Here is a 16856-nt window from a genome sequence, read left to right on the forward strand (position 1 = left end):
ACTACCTTATTATTCGCTAGATTAACCTCGTTGACCAATGCTTAACGCGCTTGGGCTTTATGCTTGAAAAGCATTGGTCTTCTGTATTTTGCTAGGTTTCTATGGCGATTGCTGGAACTCATTTATGTTTGTCTAAAAAAAGGAAACCTTGCAGTATGTTTTCTGCTAGGTTTCCTTCTTTTCATAAATCGACTGTAATTACTCAAAAACGCCTTAGTGAATTGATTGCTGTAACTGTTCCATAACGTCTTTCGTAATTGCCTCAGCAGTGATACCAAGTTCAGATAAAACGTCTGCTGCCCGGTAATTATCATAAAATTTCTTTTCTAAGCCATAGTTTTTGACGGCAATCTCACGATCACCAAGATAGCTGGCAATCATTTGTCCATAGCCGCCCTCTCGTATGCCGTCTTCCAACGTGACAACGAGTTTGTGCGATCGTGCCACAGCATCCAGCAACTCTTTGTCGACCTCTGAAATAAACTTAGGATTGATCACCGTTGGCGTAATTCCATGTTGCATTTTCAATTGTTCTGCGATCTCTTCTGCTAGCGCATAAAAGTTTCCAACACCGACGATGGCTACCTGCGTGCCAGCTTGAGTCACCTCATTTTTTTGATCGCTATAGTCAGTAGAGACTGCCACTGCCGTTTCGTTGACAGGTCCAACCGGTACCCGGATCACAACTGGTGCGTTGGTTTGTTCCAGCGACCAATCCAACATTGCCAGATATTCTTCTTTAGAGGTTGGCGCAAGATAAATAAGGTTGGGAATATGTGCCAAAAATGGAATATCAAAAATTCCCAAATGGCTCTCGTCATTCATGCCGTGAATCGATGCACCATATACCAGAATCGTTCCAGGCAGATGATTTAAGGCCAAATCATGGGAAATTTGGTCAAAACTACGTTGCATAAAGGTAGAAAAAACGGCCCAGATAGGTTTCGCGCCATTTTTTGCTAACCCAGCAACCATCGATACCGCATGTTCTTCTGCAATACCTACATCTACAAATTGATTGCCTACTTTTTCTCGTTGTTCTGGAGAAAAAAGCAGCATCGGTGTACCAGCGTTTACTGCCACGACTTTAGGATCTGACGCCATTTTTTCTAATAAATAATCCGTTGTTAAGCTGTTGTAGGTTACTTGATTGCCGCCAGCAGAAATATATTCGCCTGTTTCTAAACTAAAAGGACCGCCTGCATGAAACTTTTCACGATTTTCTTCCGCAAACTTGAAGCCTTTGCCTTTGATCGTATGAATGTGTAATAAAACAGGATGATCAATGTCTTTCACTTTTTCAAATAAAGCGATCAAGGCAGCGAGGTCATTTCCGTCATCTAAATAGTGGTACTCAAAACCAATCGCTTTGAACAGATTATCTGCTGCTTGCCCCTTGGTTTCCCGCAATGCCCGCAAATTCTGATACATCCCCCCATGGTTTTCTGCGATTGATTGGTCATTGTCGTTGAGGATCACGATGGTATTGGTGCCTAATTCCACAATATTGTTCAAGCCTTCAAACGCTAAGCCACCTGATAGAGAACCATCGCCAATGACGGCAACGACGTTATACGTTTCATTTTTTAGGTCACGGGCTTTCGCCACACCATTTGCCAACGAAACTGAGGTGGAGGTATGACCGACCGTAAAGAGATCGTGCTCGCTTTCTTTCGGATTCGTGTAACCAGAAACCGCATCATACTGCGTAGCATCAAGAAAGGCATGGGCGCGTCCCGTCAACATTTTATGGATATAGGTCTGATGAGACACATCAAAAATCAGCTTATCGGTGGGGGAATCAAAGACTTTATGCAACGCGATCGTCATCTCAACCATCCCCAGATTGGGGCCATTGTGCCCCCCATGGTGACTGATTTTTTCCAATAAAGCAGTTCGTGCTTCTACTACCAGTTCTTGAAGTTGCCCACTGGTCAATTCTTTTAACTCTTTGGGGCTTTTGATTTTTTCTAATAACATGTACGTACCTCCTGTAGAAATGTTTGAATGGTTCGTGTGTTTACTCACAAGGAAAAAGACACGAAGTCGAAATGAGTTGATCGTTTTCTAGAATGAAAAAAAGCGGCAATCGGAGATGGACGCTCTTTTTTAAATTCCTGTTAAACCAAGAAATAGCAAGTTATCCTAAAGGGAAATCGTGATTTTTCTGAGTTTCAACAATCGCTGCTCATTTCTTCTATCTAAAAAGATACCACCTAGAGTTGACTTTAGGTCAAGCACTTTTTGAAACATTTTGAACAAAGTGAGGCTGATTTTTTCTAATACATATTCCTTGAGGTTCCTTTGATATGTCATAGTAAATTAAAAAAAACTGCCATTAAACAGGATCCATTCCCTGCTTAATGGCAGTTTGCTTATTTCCGATACATCTTCAATTCCAAGAACAAATCATTATAGATGCCAAGATACTCAGCACCTAAGTTTTCATAGACTTCGAGGTGTTCCATCAATTCATCGGATGGATAGAATTGTTCGTCTTCGGTGATCTCGTCTGGCAGTAATGCCATGGCTTCTTGGTTAGGCGTGGAATAGCCGATGTATTCTGCGTTTTGTGCAGCGTTCTCGGGTTCCAGCATAAAGTTCAAGAAGGCATAAGCGCCGGCTTCGTTTTGTGAGGTCTTAGGAATGACCATATTATCGAACCACAAGTTGGAGCCTTCTGAAGGGATCACATAATGAATGTGCTCGTTTTCGTACATCATGTCGGCTGCTTCCCCAGAAAATGTGACCGCAACCGATGCTTCTTCATTGGCCATGTACATCTTGATTTCATCTGCGACGATGGCTTTGATATTTGGGGTCATGGTCCGCAGCTTATTGAATGCCTCTTGCAGCTGATCATCGTCTTTGCTGTTTAGAGAATAGCCTAAGCTGTCCAAACCTAATCCCATTACTTCACGCGCGCCATCGATCAGCATGATGCTATTTGCTAATTCGGGTTTCCAAAGATCGTCCCATTGGGTGATCTCACCTTCATCAAAGAATTTATCGTTATAGACGATCCCCAGTGTTCCCCAGAAATAAGGGATGGAATATTGATTGCCTGGATCAAAACTCAGGTCCAAAAAGCGAGGGTCGATATTGTCTAACCCTTTGATTTTACTGTGATCCAATGGTTTTAAAAGATTTTGTTCCATCATTTTCTCAATCATGTATTCACTCGGTATGGCGATGTCATAAGACGTACCGCCTTGTTGGATCTTCGTGAACATCGCTTCATTTGAGTCAAAGGTTTCATAGTTGACCTTGTAGCCTGTCTCTTCTTCAAACTTACTGATCAAATCAGGGTCGATGTAGTCGCCCCAGTTGTAGATGTTGACGACCTCAGCGCCTGCCATACCAGAGGAGCGTTCCAATTCACGGACACCAAAGAGCAAGATCAGGACGATCGCAACAATACCGATAATCAGAGATTGTAGTCGTTTCATCGCAGATTTGCCACCTCCACACGGCGGTTTTTACGCAACTTTTTCGCGCCGTTTTCTTTACTGATAAAGTAATAGCCTACCACCAGGATCATGGAGAATAAGAAGACAAGTGTGCTTAATGCATTGATTTCTAAACTGATTCCTTGACGTGCTCTAGAATAGATCTCTACCGATAAGGTACTAAAGCCATTGCCTGTCACAAAGAATGTCACGGCAAAATCATCGAGTGAATAAGTAAATGCCATGAAATAGCCGGCGATGATGCCCGGCGTCAAGAAAGGCAAAATGATATTTTTAATGACTTGAAAATTATTCGCGCCTAAATCACGGGCAGCATCGATCATTGAATCGTTCATCTCTTGCAGTTTCGGCAAGACCATCAAGACCACGATCGGGATACTAAAAGCGATATGCGAAAGCAATACGCTGAAAAAGCCTAAGCTAAACCCACGGAACAAGTTGCCGATCATCGTAAAGAAAATCAAGAAGCTGGCACCAATGATGACATCTGGTGAAACCAGCAAAATATTATTCAAACTCAACAATGCCGTTCTCGTTCGGCGTTTGCGGGTATAGTAGATGCCCATCGCACCAAATGTGCCGATGATCGTTGCCAGTAATGCTGATAAAAATGCCAGCATAAAGGTGTTCAACACGATGATCATCAAGCGGGTATCTTGAAAGACGGATTGGTAATGCTCAAAAGTGAAACCCGTAAAAGTATTCATGGTGCCTCCTTCATTGAAGGAATAGAAAATCAAATAAAAGATCGGCACGTACAAAAGAATAAAGACGACGATCAGATAAAGATTCGACCAGCGAAATTTTTTCATTTACGTTGCCCTCCTTTTTTCTTTTCTCCCGTAAACAACATCACGAGGAACATGGCGATGATCAAAATGACCCCGATGGTCGAACCCATGCCCCAGTTTTGGGTAACGAGAAAATGCTGCTCGATCGCTGTACCAAGCGTGATCACGCGATTGCCCCCAATCAAACGGGTCAACATGAAGAGGGAGAGCGACGGAATGAAGACGGCTTGGACGCCGCTTTTCACACCGTTTAACGACAGAGGGAAAATCACTCGTCGGAAAGTATCATAGCTGTTTGCCCCTAAATCGCGACTGGCACTGATCAAAGAGGGATTCATTTCTTCTAAGGCATTAAAAATCGGCATGATCATAAAGGGCAGTTCGATATAGACGGCAACCGTCAAAAAGCTGAAGTCGGTAAACAAAATCTGCTTTGGTCCAACACCCATGATTTCTAGGAAGTTGTTGACACTGCCATGAATGCCGAAAATCCCAATAAACGCATAGGCTTTTAACAATAAGTTGACCCACGTCGGTAAGATGATCAGCAGCAGCCACAAATCTTTGTGACGCAGCTTAGTTAAGAAATAGGCTGTCGGGTAGCTGATCACTAAGGTAATCAAGGTGATCAAAAAGGCATACCAAACCGAGTTTAAGGTCATGATCAAATATTTGCCAGAACCCAAGTAGCTTTGATAGTTGACCAGCGAAAAGTTGCCGTTCATATCAAAAAAGGATTGGTAGATGATCAATAAGACTGGTGCAATAACAAATAGCAATAACCAAAAGACATAGGGTATCGCATAAAAACGACGCATTTTCGTCATTAGCTTTCCCTCCTAATCTTCGTAGCTCTCTAAACGAGCATCAAAATCTTCTTCGGACTCATTGAAACGCATGACGTGGATATCTTCTGGTTCAAAGGAAAGCCCGATCTTGCTTCCTTCAGTAGCTTTTCTTGTAGAGTGAACCATCCATTCGTTGCCTTGTTCGTCATAACAAATGATCTCGTAATGCACGCCTCGGAACAATTGCGTGTCTACTTCAACGACCAGCTTGCCATTTTCTGCCGTCGTCAAATTCAAATCTTCTGGACGAATCACGATCTCAACGGCTTCATTCGGCCGCATCCCGCCATCGACACATTCAAATTGCTTGCCGACAAACTCCACTAAGTTGTCTTCGATCATCGTGCCTGTGACGATGTTGCTTTCACCGACAAAATCCGCCACGAAATGGTTGATTGGTTCATCGTAGATATCCACTGGTGTGCCGCTTTGGACGATCTTCCCTTTGTTCATAACGAAAATCTCATCACTCATGGCCAACGCTTCTTCTTGGTCATGGGTGACAAAAATAAAGGTGATGCCTAGTCGCTGCTGCAATTCCCGCAGCTCGTATTGCATGTCAGTTCGCAATTTCAAGTCCAATGCGGACAATGGTTCATCAAGAAGCAATACTTTGGGTTCATTGACGATCGCTCGTGCGATTGCGACCCGTTGGCGTTGACCTCCTGACATTTCGCTGATTTCACGATTCTCATAACCAGGAAGTTGTACTAACCGTAACGCTTCTAAGACTTTTTTATTCACTTCATCTTTTGGTAATTTTTTGATTCGCAGACCAAATGCCACATTTTCAAAAACGTTCATATGTGGGAATAAGGCATAATCTTGAAAGACAGTATTCACTTGCCGTTGATTGGCAGGAACGTCATTGATTCTTTGTCCGTCAAAATAAACGTCGCCTTCTGTTGCGTCCGAAAAACCCGCAATGATACGTAAAATAGTTGTTTTTCCACAACCTGAAGGACCTAACAATGTATAAAAGCGACCTTCTTCAATATCAAAACTCACTTTTTTCAAAACTGTTTCATCATCATCAAATCGCTTCACCACATTGTTGAATGAAATTATTGTTTTTCCCACACTCTTTCCTCCTGTACTATAAATAAGAATCTGTCACGACTACAAGCACACGGCTTTTTTTGCCCGCAATATTTTTTAATTGATGCGGCTCAGTCGCCTGATAATAAATCGATTGGCCTTTACGAGCCTTGTACTGCGTTTCTCCAAGTGTCAACGCCACACTGCCCTCTAAGACATAGATAAATGTTTCTGCTAACGATGGTTCAAAGGTCTTGTATTCGCCCGCTTTATCAAAAGTCAGCAAGACGGGCTCCATTTCTTTTTCATTGGAATCGGGAATCAGCCACTTCAATTCATAGCCATTTTCTTCATCATAATAGAGCGTGCTGTCTTCTTCGCGATAAACCACTTGATGCTGCGCATTTTCTTCTCGGAAAAATTCCTCTGGTGTCACGCCTAAAACTTCTAAGATCGTAAAAAAAGTTTCCATAGAAGGCGAACTCAAATCACGTTCCAACTGTGAGATATAGCCTTTCGTCAAATCGGTCCGCTCGCCTAATTCTTCTTGGGTCAAATTCTTTTGAACGCGCAAATTGCGCAGCTTCTCGCCAATCTCCATGTTCATTCCCCCTTTTATTGACACAACTGTAAGTAAAAAAGTTTGCTATAAGTAAACTTCATGTTTAATTTCACTTTTTCTAGTATACAAATAATTGCAAAAAACACAAGCCTTTTTTCTGCATTTCTTTGAATTCTTTTCTTGCTGCTCAAAAAAAGGAGTGACGCTAAACGCTTGTGCTATAAAGGAAAGGATTGGCGGTCCCGTCATTTTCGCTTTTCACAGGTTTAAAAGAACAACTTCTATTTTAACGAAGAAAAGGTAGATTTAATAATGATCTGTTTTTACTGATTTTTTGATAAGAAGCCCTGCCTTTTCTTGCTTCACTGGTTAAAAAAATAAAACTTATGGTATTATGAGTACAAACCATCAAAGGAGTGTCTGAAATGACGAATTTCTCTACCTTTCGTGTCATGAATGAACCAAATTTTACTGCTTCACTCACAACTGCAACCCTTGACGAGCTGCTAGCAGGCGATGTGCTTGTCCGGGTTGATTACTCAGATGTCAATTACAAAGATGCCTTGGCAGCAAAAGAAAATGGCGGGGTGATCCGCACGTATCCGATGACGCCGGGAATCGATTTAGCAGGGGAAGTCGTGGACAGTCAGTCTGCTGATTTTGCCCCAGGCGACCAAGTCTTAGTGACTGGCTATGGCTTAGGGGTTTCTCACCCAGGCGGTTACAGTCAATTTCAACGGGTCCCAGCCGAGTGGCTCGTGAAACGTTCTGCTGGTTTTTCAGCAAAAGACAGTATGACTTATGGCACTGCTGGGTTCACAGCAGCTTTAGCGGTGCAAGAATTAGAACAGCTGCACTTAGCAAAAGACGCTGCTATTTTGGTGACAGGTGCGAGCGGTGGCGTCGGCAGTGTCAGCATTGCTTTATTGAAAAAACTGGGCTATACAAATATAGTGGCGCTATCTCGGAAAACCGATGCGCAATGGTTGTTGGACCTAGGCGCAGCAAAAATCGTCAGTCCTGATGAAGTGGTACCCGAAAAGGTCAAACCATTAGCAAAACAATCGTTTGCAGCGGTCATCGATACTGTTGGCGGTCCATTGCTTGCGGCAGTGCTTCCGCAAATCGCTTATGGGGGCGGTGCCTTCTTATGCGGCAATGCTGGTGGAATCAAAATCGAAACGACTGTCTTACCCTTTATTTTGCGTGGGATTCGCGTAATTGGGATCGATTCAGTCAATGTTTCCCATGAGATCCGCACGGCATTATGGGAGAAATTAGCGGGTGAGTGGAATGTGATCGATCAGCTTTACACGAAAGCCATCACTTTGGAAGACTTGCCAGAAACGTTGGCAGCTTTATTAGCTGGCACGCACCAGGGACGAACGATCGTTGAGGTGTCACAAGGGCAATGAGAATTTTGATTACGGCTGGCGGTACTTCTGAAAAAATCGATGATGTCCGTGCAATTACGAATCATTCCACGGGTTCACTTGGTCAAGCGATTGCCAAGGAATGGCTGCAGTCCCCTGAGGTGACCATCGATTACGTTACGACGAAAACTGCCAAGCAACCGCCGTCCGATCCACGCGTTACCTGTCATTTCATTGAAGGGACCACGGACTTGTTGGCGCAATTGACCGATTTATTGACGACCCATTCGTATGCTGCCGTGATCCACAGTATGGCAGTTAGTGATTTTACCCCTGCTGCTCATTTTTCAGAAGCAGCCTTTTATGAAGCAATCAACGATGCCCTACCGACTTATGACAACCAGGTCACTCCGGCATTGATAGCACACGTGCTCGCACAATCTGAAGCAACGGCAGGCAAAGTTTCTTCCAATACTGATCATTTGTTTTTAGTGTTGAAGAAAACCCCGAAAGTGATCCAAACCATCAAAGCATTACAGCCGACAACCTTATTAGTCGGATTCAAATTATTAGTAGACGTCGCAGAAGACGAGTTGTTTGCGGTCGCACGAAAAAGTTTACTGGCTAGCCAAGCGGACTATGTGTTGGCCAACGACTTGACGCAAATTTCAGGAAACCAGCATGTTGGCCACCTTTTGACACAAGAAGGACAAATCGGGACTGGTCGCACAAAAGCTGAGATTGCAACCTTGATCGTTGACACATTACGCAATGACCTGCGTGCTTAGCTAGATGTTTTTTTAGAAAAGGAGAAAGAATCATGAAACAAAAACACGTTCTGCTTGGCGTCAGCGGCAGTATCTCTGCATACAAAGCAGCCGACCTGACCAATGAATTAACCAAAAAGGGCTATGCAGTGGATGTCTTAATGACTCAAAATAGCACACAATTTATTACGCCTTTGACGTTACAGTCATTATCCAAACGCCCGATCCATGTGGATGTTATGCAAGAGCGCCAACCAGATCGGATCAACCATATTGAACTAGCCAAACAAGCCGATCTTTTCTTGCTCGCCCCAGCCAGTGCCAACAGTATTGGCAAGCTGGCGCATGGTTTAGCCGATGATTTGATCTCAACAGTTGCCTTAGCGTTGCCGTTATCCGTGCCCCGCTTGATTGCGCCAGCCATGAATACCGTCATGTATGAAAACCCGATTGTTCAAAGAAATTTGGGGATTTTGAAAGAAGTCGGCTTCCAAGAGATTGAACCCCGTGAAGCGTTACTGGCTTGCGGTGATTTCGGCAGAGGCGCATTAGCAGCAACAGAAACGATTCTTGAAAAAGCATTGACTGCTTTGGAAGTACGGAGTGTCTAACAATGAAAAAAATATCAACTTTTGAACTTGTCTTAACAGCTTTCTTTTTAGGAATCTTGATTCTTTTAGCATCGGTACCCTTTCTTGGGTTTATTCCCTTAGGACCAATCAATGCGACAACGATGCACATTCCTGTCATCATTGCTTCCATTGTATTGGGCCCTCGGATCGGCGGCTTTTTAGGTGGCGCCTTTGGGATCATCAGTATGGTGCGTTCGACGTGGATCATCACCCCGCTTTCTTTTGTCTTCTCTCCTTTCGTACCGATTTATGGGAGTGATCAAGGAAGCTGGAAAGCGATCCTCGTAGCGCTGATTCCCCGTATTTTGATTGGTGTCGTTCCTTACTTTGTTTATAAGGGCTGTCAAAAAATCTGGAAAAACAAACAGCAAAGTCTCTCGCTACTGATTGCTGGTGTTGCTGGAGGCTTGACGAATACGATTCTGGTAATGAACTTGATCTACTTCTTGTTCCAGCAAGAATATGCGGAGGTTGTGGGGAAAGCTGGCAATGCTGTCTATGCAGCGATTTTAGGTGTAATCTTCGCCCAAGGTGTACCTGAAGCCATTGTAGCGGGAATCGCCACGATGGCAGTTGGAACCGTCCTTTTGCGCTTAGTCATGAACCGCAAAAAAAATCGTATCTAAAAAAATAGCGACCGCCTAAAGTTAGCTTTTTGGCTAACTTAGGCGGTCGCTTCCCTTTTGAGTGACTCATAGACTTTGCACTTGGAGTGCTTCGACAAGCTCTTGATACTGCTCTTGGGTCAAGTACTCTTCATAAAATGTCAGATAATCATCGATATCTGCTTGGGTCAAATAAGGCAGCTCTTGCTTGATTTGCAGCAGCAATTCTTCAAACTCCTCATCCGTCAGCATATAAGAAGACCAATCATCGGCTTCATCATAGCTATCCCAGTACTCATCATCATAATCATTTTCATCCCCATCGTCATAGCTGTCATCCCAGCCATAATCATAGGGAGTAAACAATTCTTCTGGGTCAATCAATTCTTCCGCTGTGGGAATCGCAACCGCAGTATCACTTTTCTTCCCTGTAAAAGTCACCGTGGCTCCGATAGTGGTTTGCAGCTCATCTGCTTGCACGAAGTGAAAAGCCATTTTCTGCTGATTCGTTTTCGTATTGACGGTCATAGCTAAGTCAAACTGCTCGACTTCTTCCAGCAGCGCTTCTAATTCGGCGACTTGATTTTGATCGGCGCCGTGTTCTTGAGCATAGGTTGCATAATCTGCCAATTCTTCTTTGGTAAACGTGTGGCTGATCGTATCTCCATCTCTTTTGAAAGCATCCGGTTCAAAGGTTTTCAAATAGTCTGCAAATGTCTCATTATGAAAAAGACTGTTCATGGTAAAGAGGTTTTCAGGCGCTTTTTCTGCTTCGGTCGTCCCCTCGTCGTCCTCTGCAAAAGTTCCTTCGCCAAAGTAAGAATCTAAGGTTTCTTGATCGATGCGCAGGTATTTGCCTTCATATTCCGCAGCGTCTGGTTTTGTCCCATAACTGTCACTACCAAATGCGCTGATATACCCTTGCAGTGTTTCATAGATTTCAGCTGACACATACGCTTCTTGTTTTTCTGGATCGACGATCAGCTTGATCGGCAGCTCCTGACCACCATAAGCGACTGCCAGATTGAGTAAAATCGCTTTGGTTTCTTTGTCCTGGACGAAGTCCCCTTTAAATGACGAGCCGACTAACTGTGACATCAACATAGAGGCATACCTATCGGCTTCTTGACCGTAATCGCTGCTGTTGCCCATCTCAAACGTATCGATCGTCGCTTGGAATTCACCAGCATTCGCTGCTTGCTGATTCGTCAACTGTTCGGCAAACTGTTCTTGCGGTAATTTCGTACAACCACCGATAAGAAAGGCGAACCCAACAAACAAAATGACGCGTCCCCACTTTTTCATCCTGCTCACTCCTTTTCGTTTATTGTACCGAAGACTGCGAAAGCTTACAATCCTAAGCTCTTTTTATTAGCTCTCATGAAAAAAAGATTGCCCCTCGGGACAATCTTTTCGCTAATCTATTCTTCGCCGATGATTCGGACTTCTGTTTCTAAGGTGACATCAAAAGTTTCTTTGATGACTTGTTGGATATGAGCGATCAGTTCAACGTAATCCGTTGCAGTGGCTTGATCGACATTTACGATAAAGCCCGCATGTTTTTCCGAAATTTGGGCACCGCCCCATTTCAATCCTTGTAAGCCTGCATCTTGGATCAGCTTGCCGGTAAAATGACCGACTGGGCGTTTGAAGACACTCCCACATGAGGGGTATTCTAGCGGTTGCTTCAATTGCCGCAATTCTGTCAGTTCATCCATCCGCTTTTTGATTTGTTCTTGATCGCCTTTTGCTAAATCAAAGCGACTGCTCAAAATAATCATCTTTTGCTCTTGCAATTTGCTATGACGATAAGCAAATTCCATTTCTTCCTTGGTATAAGTCACGATTTGACCATTAGCCAGCAAAACGTCGCATGACGCAAAGACATCTTGGATCTCGCCATCATAGGCGCCTGCATTCATAAAGACGGCACCGCCGACACTGCCGGGAATCCCGCAGGCAAATTCAAAACCAGTCAACGATTCATGCAAAGCGACATAGGTAGTATCGATCAACTTTGCTCCAGCATCGACGATCAAAGAAGTGCCGTCCACCACGATTTGGTTCATTTCTGATAGCATGATTACCACGCCACGAATACCACCATCACGGACGATCAAGTTGCTGGCATTTCCTAAGACGATCCAAGGAATCGCTTGTTCTCGGCAATAATCAAGCAGCTGTTTAGCCTCTTCCGCTGTTTTGGGAAAAGCCAAAATGTCTGCCGGTCCACCAGTTTTTGTATACGTATAGTTCAATAAGGGTTCATCTTTTAATAAGGCAATTTCAGGGAATTGCGCAATCATCAAGTCTTTATTCACGAGAAGGTTTCCTTTCACAATAAACATCTCACTTATTTTAGCATGTTCAAGGAAAAGTTGCTACCTCTGGTGAATATGATCTTCAACCAATCCCCCCTCTTGAAGGCAAGCATTCCTCCTTGTTTTCCTCATTCCGCTCACTTGCTTTGCGCTTCTGGCTTTTTTAGGTAAAATGGGAGGCGTAGTGGAAAATAAGGAGGAGTCTCAATGAAATTTATTTCTTGGAATGTGAATGGTTTACGGGCCATCGTTAAAAAAAATTTTTCTGAAGTGTTTGAAGCCCTCGATGCTGATTTCTTTTGTTTACAAGAAACAAAGTTGCAAGAAGGTCAGATCGAATTGGACTTACCAGGCTATCATCAATACTGGAATTATGCGGAGAAGAAAGGCTATTCTGGCACAGCGATTTTCGCAAAAGAACCTGCACTATCCGTCCGTTATGGATTAGGGATCGAAGAACATGATACGGAAGGTCGCGTCATCACACTAGAGTATCCTGAATTTTTCTTGATTACTTGCTACACACCAAATTCTCAAAATGAATTGCGCCGCTTAGATTATCGCATGACTTGGGAAGATGCCTTTTTGGCTTACTTGACTGAATTGAAACAACAAAAGCCAGTGATTCTCTGTGGTGATTTGAATGTTGCCCATAAGAATATCGATATCAAAAACTGGAAAACCAATCAAAAAAATGCTGGGTTCACACCTGAAGAACGGGAAAAGTTTTCGACTCTTTTGGCTGCTGGCTTTACCGATACGTTCCGTTATTTCTATCCAGATGCAGAAGGCATTTATTCTTGGTGGAGCTACCGTTTCAACGCTCGCAAAAACAATGCCGGCTGGCGCATCGATTACTTTGTCGTTTCGGATGACTTAAATGAGCGCTTGCTAGACGCCAAGATCCATACAGATATCATCGGCAGTGACCATTGTCCGGTGGAACTGGATCTCAACTAACCGTAAGAAAACTTCAGTTTTTCTTAACGTTTGTTCGCTTTTCATTCTTTGATTTTGTGCTAGAATGGCAATGAGGTGAGTCTGATGAATTTTATCGCAATGGACTTTGAAACAGCAAATTATCAAAAGCATAGTGCCTGTTCCCTTGCACTAGTCATGGTACAAGATAGCAAAATCGTGGGCGAATATTACACATTGATCCAACCGGAAACGGAATTTTTTTGGAAAAACATTCAAATTCATGGCATCCGTCCAGAAGATGTACAAGAAGCGCCTAAGTTTCCTGACGTATGGAAACAAATCCAACAATATTATCAACTGAACAGTTTGATCGTTGCGCATAACGCTGGTTTTGATACTGGGGTTTTGGCAGGATGTCTTGATTATTATGGGTTGTCACAACCAAATTATCTTTCCTTATGCACGGTGCGAACGAGCCGCAAACTGTATCCAGAATTTACGAACCACAAATTAAACACGGTTTGTGAGCAATTACAGATTCCTTTACTAAACCACCATGATGCCTTGGAAGATAGTCGGGCATGTGCCCAAATCTTATTGCGTCAAGAAGAAGAATTTGGCATCGATCCATTAAAAAAATTAGTATTAGTCAAATAAATAAGAACGTGCGTCCTAAAGTCAGCATTGCGCTAGACTTTAGGACGCACGTTTTCATTTAAGGAAGCATTCATTTCAGGTCAGGTCGATCCAATAATGACAGATTACAGCGCCATCTTCTGGATCAATGACTTTTTCGGTTAGTTTACCGCCGTTGTTTTCAATGACTTTGGCGGAGGCGCGATTGGCTTCTTCACAGGTTACTAACACGTTGTTCAAGCCAAATTGTTTGGCCTTTACCAATGACTGTGCCAGCATTGCCGAGCCGATGCCTTGCTTTCGATGATCTGGGTGCACCGAATACCCGATGTGTCCGCCAATTTGGCGCAAATACGCATTAAGTGTCAGACGCAGATTCAAGAGACCGACCACTTTTTGATCTTGAATAGCCAAATAGGTACGGGCGGGAACGAATCCTTCTGGTACCGTTTCTGCTGTTTTAAAATCCGCCAATCCCTCTAGCCAGTCTTTGGCTGTCGGACTTTCTACAAGTCCTGCCCCACCATGGATGACTTCTTGATTCTTCTCAAACGCTTGCCGATACGCTTCGATTTGATCGCAGTCTGCGATCGTCGGTTCCCGAAACTCCATTTCCTTCACTCCTTTTTTATGATTCAAAAAGACGTGCCATCATCAAGACGTCAACTTTTTGCCCCTCGCGGGTTTGCACCGCTTCTTTCATGCAGCCTTCTGTTAAAAAACCAAATTTTTGATACAGATGGATCGCTCGTAGATTTCTCGCTTGGACGGTCAATTCGATGCGGGTCAATTCGCCAACTTCTACTACCCAGTCCAGTAATTCTTCAATCAGGAGTGAACCTAAGCCCAAGCCCCAATAGTCTTTTAAAATCGAGATACCGATCTCCCCGACATGGGCTAATTGCCACTCTTCATTGCCTTTGACTGATGCCATGGCGATCAACTGTTCTTGATCAAATGCCAACAACAGCAAATAGTCCTCCCGTTCATAGATAGCATCCAGCTGTTCTGCCAATAAGGCTTCTGGCAACGCCAAGCCGCTTTCGTCCATTAAGAGAAAATCCGTTTCTTCTCCTAGCTGTTGACTGACTGCTAACACAGCTTTGGCATCAGCACCCGCGGCTTCTTTGATCTGTAATTGGATTTCACTCATGGGCTGCCTGCCATTTGGTTGTGATCCGTTGCAAAAAGGCGGTTGCTTTGGTGCCATATGCATGACATTTCACAAAACGTTTTTGTTCATCTGTATCATCTTTTTCCAAAATCAGTTCTAAATAATCCTCTGGCAGGGAGGCTTCTAAGAGATTGCCCCACTCGATCACACACAAGCCATCCCCTTCAAAATAATCATCCAGTCCTAAATCTTCTGCACCGTATTCCACCCGATAGACATCCATATGGTACAGGGGCATCCGCCCATTGGTATATTCACGAATGATCGTATAGGTCGGACTTTTGATCAGTTGCTCGATTCCTAGCCCCAAGGCGATGCCTTTCGTCAAGGTTGTTTTGCCAGCACCTAAATCGCCCGTCAATACCAGATTATCCCCTGGCTCGGCTGCCTCTCCAATGATTTTTGCAAATGCTGCGGTTGCTTCTAAGTCGTTAATGGTAAACATAGTCCCCATCCTTTGATCAATCTAATTTACTAGTTGCTAGTATAGCTTGTTTTTCAAGGAATTGTAAAGAAGGAGCTTAGGGAAAATTCCCCGACGATCACTGGATCGTTGCTTTTGCGCACACTTCCTCCTTTGCTGCCCTCAACTTTCCAAGGGCAAAACAAAAAACTGACCCTTAAGGGATCAGTTTTTCATCAGTGCAGCGATTGGCTGCTTATTTTTCCATTAGTGTTTGTGCCGCAGTAATGATTGATAATTTGTAGACATCTTCTTCATTTGAACCACGAGACAAATCAGAGATTGGTTTGTTCAATCCTTGTAAGATTGGTCCAATCGCTTCAAAGTTACCGAAACGTTGGGCGATCTTGTAGCCAATGTTTCCTGATTGTAAATCTGGGAAAACAAAGACGGTTGCTTTACCTGCTACTTCAGATTCAGGAGCTTTCAATTGCGCAACTGCTGAGATATACGCAGCATCGAATTGCAATTCTCCATCGATTTGGTATTCTGGTGCCAATTCTTTGGCGATTTTTGTTGCTTCAACGACTTTATCTACTTCTGGTGCTTTCGCAGACCCTTTCGTTGAGAAGCTTAACATAGCAACTTTTGGATCGATTTCAAATAATTCAGCGGTTTTCGCTGAGTCAACAGCGATTTCTGCCAATTCTTGTGCAGTTGGGTTTACATTGATGGCACAGTCTGAGAACAAGTATTTTTCTTGGTCACGACCACGAACCATTAAGAAAGCACCACTTGTACGGCTCACACCTGGTTTTGTTTTGATGATTTGTAAAGCGGGTCTTACTGTATCACCCGTAGAATGGATCGCTCCTGAAACCATTCCTTCAGTAATGCCCATGTAAGTCAACATTGTACCGAAATAGTTGACATCTTTTAAGATTTCTTCTGCTTGTTCTTTGGTTGCTTTGCCGTTGCGGCGTTCCACAAAAGCTTCAACCATTTCATCCCAACGATCATAATTTTCAGGATCTAAAATTTCAAAGTTTGATACGTTGATTCCGCGAGCTTCCGCTGCTTTTTCGATTTCAACCGGGTTACCGATCAAAACAGGTTCAATTAATTCTTCTGAACGTAAACGGCTAGCAGCACCTAGGATACGAGGATCTGTTGCTTCTGGAAAAACGATTTTGATATGACGACGCACGATTTTAAATTTTAAACTTTCGAATAATTCCACGGGTAAAGACCTCCAGTTTTTTTATACCCTTCCATTGTACAATAACTGCGAAAAAAAGAACAGATAAAAATCCTG

The 16856-nt window shown here is 43.5% G+C and carries 18 protein-coding genes; 6 read left to right on the plus strand and 12 right to left on the minus strand.

Features of this window, described 5'->3' with window-relative positions:
* Nucleotides 1-213 precede the first annotated feature (213 nt).
* The 6 genes from IGI84_RS12225 to IGI84_RS12250 all read right to left on the minus strand — a co-directional run bounded on the left by IGI84_RS12225 (nucleotide 214) and on the right by IGI84_RS12250 (nucleotide 6748).
* The gene (locus IGI84_RS12225) at nucleotides 214-1980 is read right to left on the minus strand and encodes a 1-deoxy-D-xylulose-5-phosphate synthase (protein WP_194195103.1); all 1767 of its coding nucleotides are present in this window, start codon (nucleotides 1978-1980) and stop codon (nucleotides 214-216) included.
* A 395-nt stretch (nucleotides 1981-2375) separates the two neighbouring features.
* On the minus strand, nucleotides 2376-3449 hold the full coding sequence (locus IGI84_RS12230) for an ABC transporter substrate-binding protein (RefSeq protein WP_010749877.1): 1074 nt from the start codon (nucleotides 3447-3449) through the stop codon (nucleotides 2376-2378).
* Complete coding sequence (locus IGI84_RS12235; RefSeq protein ID WP_216682329.1) at nucleotides 3446-4282, minus strand: ABC transporter permease; 837 nt, start codon at nucleotides 4280-4282, stop codon at nucleotides 3446-3448. The genes IGI84_RS12230 and IGI84_RS12235 overlap by 4 nt, the downstream gene beginning before the upstream one ends.
* The gene (locus IGI84_RS12240; protein ID WP_005234157.1) at nucleotides 4279-5088 is read right to left on the minus strand and encodes an ABC transporter permease; all 810 of its coding nucleotides are present in this window, start codon (nucleotides 5086-5088) and stop codon (nucleotides 4279-4281) included. Before IGI84_RS12240 ends, IGI84_RS12235 begins: the two co-directional genes overlap by 4 nt.
* A 12-nt stretch (nucleotides 5089-5100) precedes the next feature.
* Nucleotides 5101-6189, minus strand: a complete 1089-nt coding sequence (locus tag IGI84_RS12245) for an ABC transporter ATP-binding protein (protein WP_016608869.1) — start codon at nucleotides 6187-6189, stop codon at nucleotides 5101-5103.
* A 16-nt stretch (nucleotides 6190-6205) separates the two neighbouring features.
* Complete coding sequence (locus IGI84_RS12250; RefSeq protein ID WP_015510239.1) at nucleotides 6206-6748, minus strand: helix-turn-helix domain-containing protein; 543 nt, start codon at nucleotides 6746-6748, stop codon at nucleotides 6206-6208.
* 386 nt (nucleotides 6749-7134) lie between these two features.
* On the opposite strand from IGI84_RS12250, the gene IGI84_RS12255 reads away from it, so the two are divergent.
* Genes IGI84_RS12255 through IGI84_RS12270 form a run of 4 tightly spaced genes read left to right on the plus strand, consistent with a single transcriptional unit; the run spans nucleotide 7135 to nucleotide 10107 of the window.
* A complete protein-coding gene (locus tag IGI84_RS12255; protein WP_216682331.1) occupies nucleotides 7135-8124 on the plus strand; it encodes an acryloyl-CoA reductase in 990 nt (329 codons plus the stop codon).
* The gene (coaB, locus tag IGI84_RS12260) at nucleotides 8121-8870 is read left to right on the plus strand and encodes a phosphopantothenate--cysteine ligase (protein WP_430600422.1); all 750 of its coding nucleotides are present in this window, start codon (nucleotides 8121-8123) and stop codon (nucleotides 8868-8870) included. The genes IGI84_RS12255 and coaB overlap by 4 nt, the downstream gene beginning before the upstream one ends.
* A gap of 32 nt (nucleotides 8871-8902) precedes the next feature.
* Nucleotides 8903-9460, plus strand: a complete 558-nt coding sequence (gene coaC / locus IGI84_RS12265; RefSeq protein ID WP_008380717.1) for a phosphopantothenoylcysteine decarboxylase — start codon at nucleotides 8903-8905, stop codon at nucleotides 9458-9460.
* Nucleotides 9461-9462: 2 nt separating this feature from the next.
* Nucleotides 9463-10107 carry an ECF transporter S component gene (locus IGI84_RS12270; RefSeq protein WP_005228527.1) on the plus strand — a complete coding sequence of 215 codons (645 nt, stop codon included), beginning with the start codon at nucleotides 9463-9465 and terminating at the stop codon, nucleotides 10105-10107.
* A 66-nt stretch (nucleotides 10108-10173) separates the two neighbouring features.
* On the opposite strand, the gene IGI84_RS12275 is transcribed toward IGI84_RS12270, so the two are convergent.
* Both IGI84_RS12275 and murB read right to left on the minus strand, forming a co-directional pair.
* Nucleotides 10174-11391 (minus strand): hypothetical protein, encoded by a 1218-nt coding sequence (locus tag IGI84_RS12275; RefSeq protein ID WP_220426393.1) that lies wholly within the window; start codon nucleotides 11389-11391, stop codon nucleotides 10174-10176.
* A gap of 116 nt (nucleotides 11392-11507) precedes the next feature.
* On the minus strand, nucleotides 11508-12392 hold the full coding sequence (gene murB, locus IGI84_RS12280) for a UDP-N-acetylmuramate dehydrogenase (protein WP_370447898.1): 885 nt from the start codon (nucleotides 12390-12392) through the stop codon (nucleotides 11508-11510).
* A 222-nt stretch (nucleotides 12393-12614) separates the two neighbouring features.
* Here murB and IGI84_RS12285 point away from each other — a divergent pair, with 222 nt between their 5' ends.
* Nucleotides 12615-13367, plus strand: coding sequence for an exodeoxyribonuclease III (locus tag IGI84_RS12285; RefSeq protein ID WP_194193373.1), 753 nt, complete (start codon nucleotides 12615-12617; stop codon nucleotides 13365-13367).
* Between the two features lie 84 nt (nucleotides 13368-13451).
* Nucleotides 13452-13985 carry a 3'-5' exonuclease gene (locus tag IGI84_RS12290; RefSeq protein WP_010749886.1) on the plus strand — a complete coding sequence of 178 codons (534 nt, stop codon included), beginning with the start codon at nucleotides 13452-13454 and terminating at the stop codon, nucleotides 13983-13985.
* Nucleotides 13986-14060: 75 nt separating this feature from the next.
* Here IGI84_RS12290 and IGI84_RS12295 read toward each other — a convergent pair whose 3' ends face one another.
* The 4 genes from IGI84_RS12295 to pta form a co-directional block, all read right to left on the minus strand.
* Nucleotides 14061-14576: a GNAT family N-acetyltransferase gene (locus tag IGI84_RS12295; RefSeq protein ID WP_220426394.1), complete on the minus strand. Its 516-nt coding sequence runs from the start codon at nucleotides 14574-14576 to the stop codon at nucleotides 14061-14063.
* Nucleotides 14577-14592: 16 nt separating this feature from the next.
* Nucleotides 14593-15117 (minus strand): GNAT family N-acetyltransferase, encoded by a 525-nt coding sequence (locus tag IGI84_RS12300; RefSeq protein ID WP_220426395.1) that lies wholly within the window; start codon nucleotides 15115-15117, stop codon nucleotides 14593-14595.
* A complete protein-coding gene (gene tsaE, locus IGI84_RS12305) occupies nucleotides 15110-15583 on the minus strand; it encodes a tRNA (adenosine(37)-N6)-threonylcarbamoyltransferase complex ATPase subunit type 1 TsaE (RefSeq protein WP_220426396.1) in 474 nt (157 codons plus the stop codon). Before tsaE ends, IGI84_RS12300 begins: the two co-directional genes overlap by 8 nt.
* A gap of 214 nt (nucleotides 15584-15797) precedes the next feature.
* The gene (gene pta, locus IGI84_RS12310; RefSeq protein WP_005228517.1) at nucleotides 15798-16781 is read right to left on the minus strand and encodes a phosphate acetyltransferase; all 984 of its coding nucleotides are present in this window, start codon (nucleotides 16779-16781) and stop codon (nucleotides 15798-15800) included.
* Between the last annotated feature and the right edge of the window lie 75 nt (nucleotides 16782-16856).

Origin of the sequence: Enterococcus sp. DIV0008 (assembly GCF_050542615.1) — a bacterium.
Lineage (GTDB): Bacteria > Bacillota > Bacilli > Lactobacillales > Enterococcaceae > Enterococcus_D > Enterococcus_D innesii.

Excerpts from the sequence above, each read along its gene's own strand:
- IGI84_RS12225 (WP_194195103.1), bottom strand. The coding sequence starts at position 1,980 with ATGTTATTAGAAAAAATCAAAAGCCCCAAAGAGTTAAAAGAATTGACC.
- IGI84_RS12230 (WP_010749877.1), bottom strand. The coding sequence starts at position 3,449 with ATGAAACGACTACAATCTCTGATTATCGGTATTGTTGCGATCGTCCTG.
- IGI84_RS12235 (WP_216682329.1), bottom strand. The coding sequence starts at position 4,282 with ATGAAAAAATTTCGCTGGTCGAATCTTTATCTGATCGTCGTCTTTATT.
- IGI84_RS12240 (WP_005234157.1), bottom strand. The coding sequence starts at position 5,088 with ATGACGAAAATGCGTCGTTTTTATGCGATACCCTATGTCTTTTGGTTA.
- IGI84_RS12250 (WP_015510239.1), bottom strand. The coding sequence starts at position 6,748 with ATGGAGATTGGCGAGAAGCTGCGCAATTTGCGCGTTCAAAAGAATTTG.
- IGI84_RS12255 (WP_216682331.1), top strand. The coding sequence starts at position 7,135 with ATGACGAATTTCTCTACCTTTCGTGTCATGAATGAACCAAATTTTACT.
- coaB (WP_430600422.1), top strand. The coding sequence starts at position 8,121 with ATGAGAATTTTGATTACGGCTGGCGGTACTTCTGAAAAAATCGATGAT.
- coaC (WP_008380717.1), top strand. The coding sequence starts at position 8,903 with ATGAAACAAAAACACGTTCTGCTTGGCGTCAGCGGCAGTATCTCTGCA.
- IGI84_RS12270 (WP_005228527.1), top strand. The coding sequence starts at position 9,463 with ATGAAAAAAATATCAACTTTTGAACTTGTCTTAACAGCTTTCTTTTTA.
- IGI84_RS12275 (WP_220426393.1), bottom strand. The coding sequence starts at position 11,391 with ATGAAAAAGTGGGGACGCGTCATTTTGTTTGTTGGGTTCGCCTTTCTT.
- murB (WP_370447898.1), bottom strand. The coding sequence starts at position 12,392 with ATGATTGCGCAATTCCCTGAAATTGCCTTATTAAAAGATGAACCCTTA.
- IGI84_RS12285 (WP_194193373.1), top strand. The coding sequence starts at position 12,615 with ATGAAATTTATTTCTTGGAATGTGAATGGTTTACGGGCCATCGTTAAA.
- IGI84_RS12290 (WP_010749886.1), top strand. The coding sequence starts at position 13,452 with ATGAATTTTATCGCAATGGACTTTGAAACAGCAAATTATCAAAAGCAT.
- IGI84_RS12295 (WP_220426394.1), bottom strand. The coding sequence starts at position 14,576 with ATGGAGTTTCGGGAACCGACGATCGCAGACTGCGATCAAATCGAAGCG.
- IGI84_RS12300 (WP_220426395.1), bottom strand. The coding sequence starts at position 15,117 with ATGAGTGAAATCCAATTACAGATCAAAGAAGCCGCGGGTGCTGATGCC.
- tsaE (WP_220426396.1), bottom strand. The coding sequence starts at position 15,583 with ATGTTTACCATTAACGACTTAGAAGCAACCGCAGCATTTGCAAAAATC.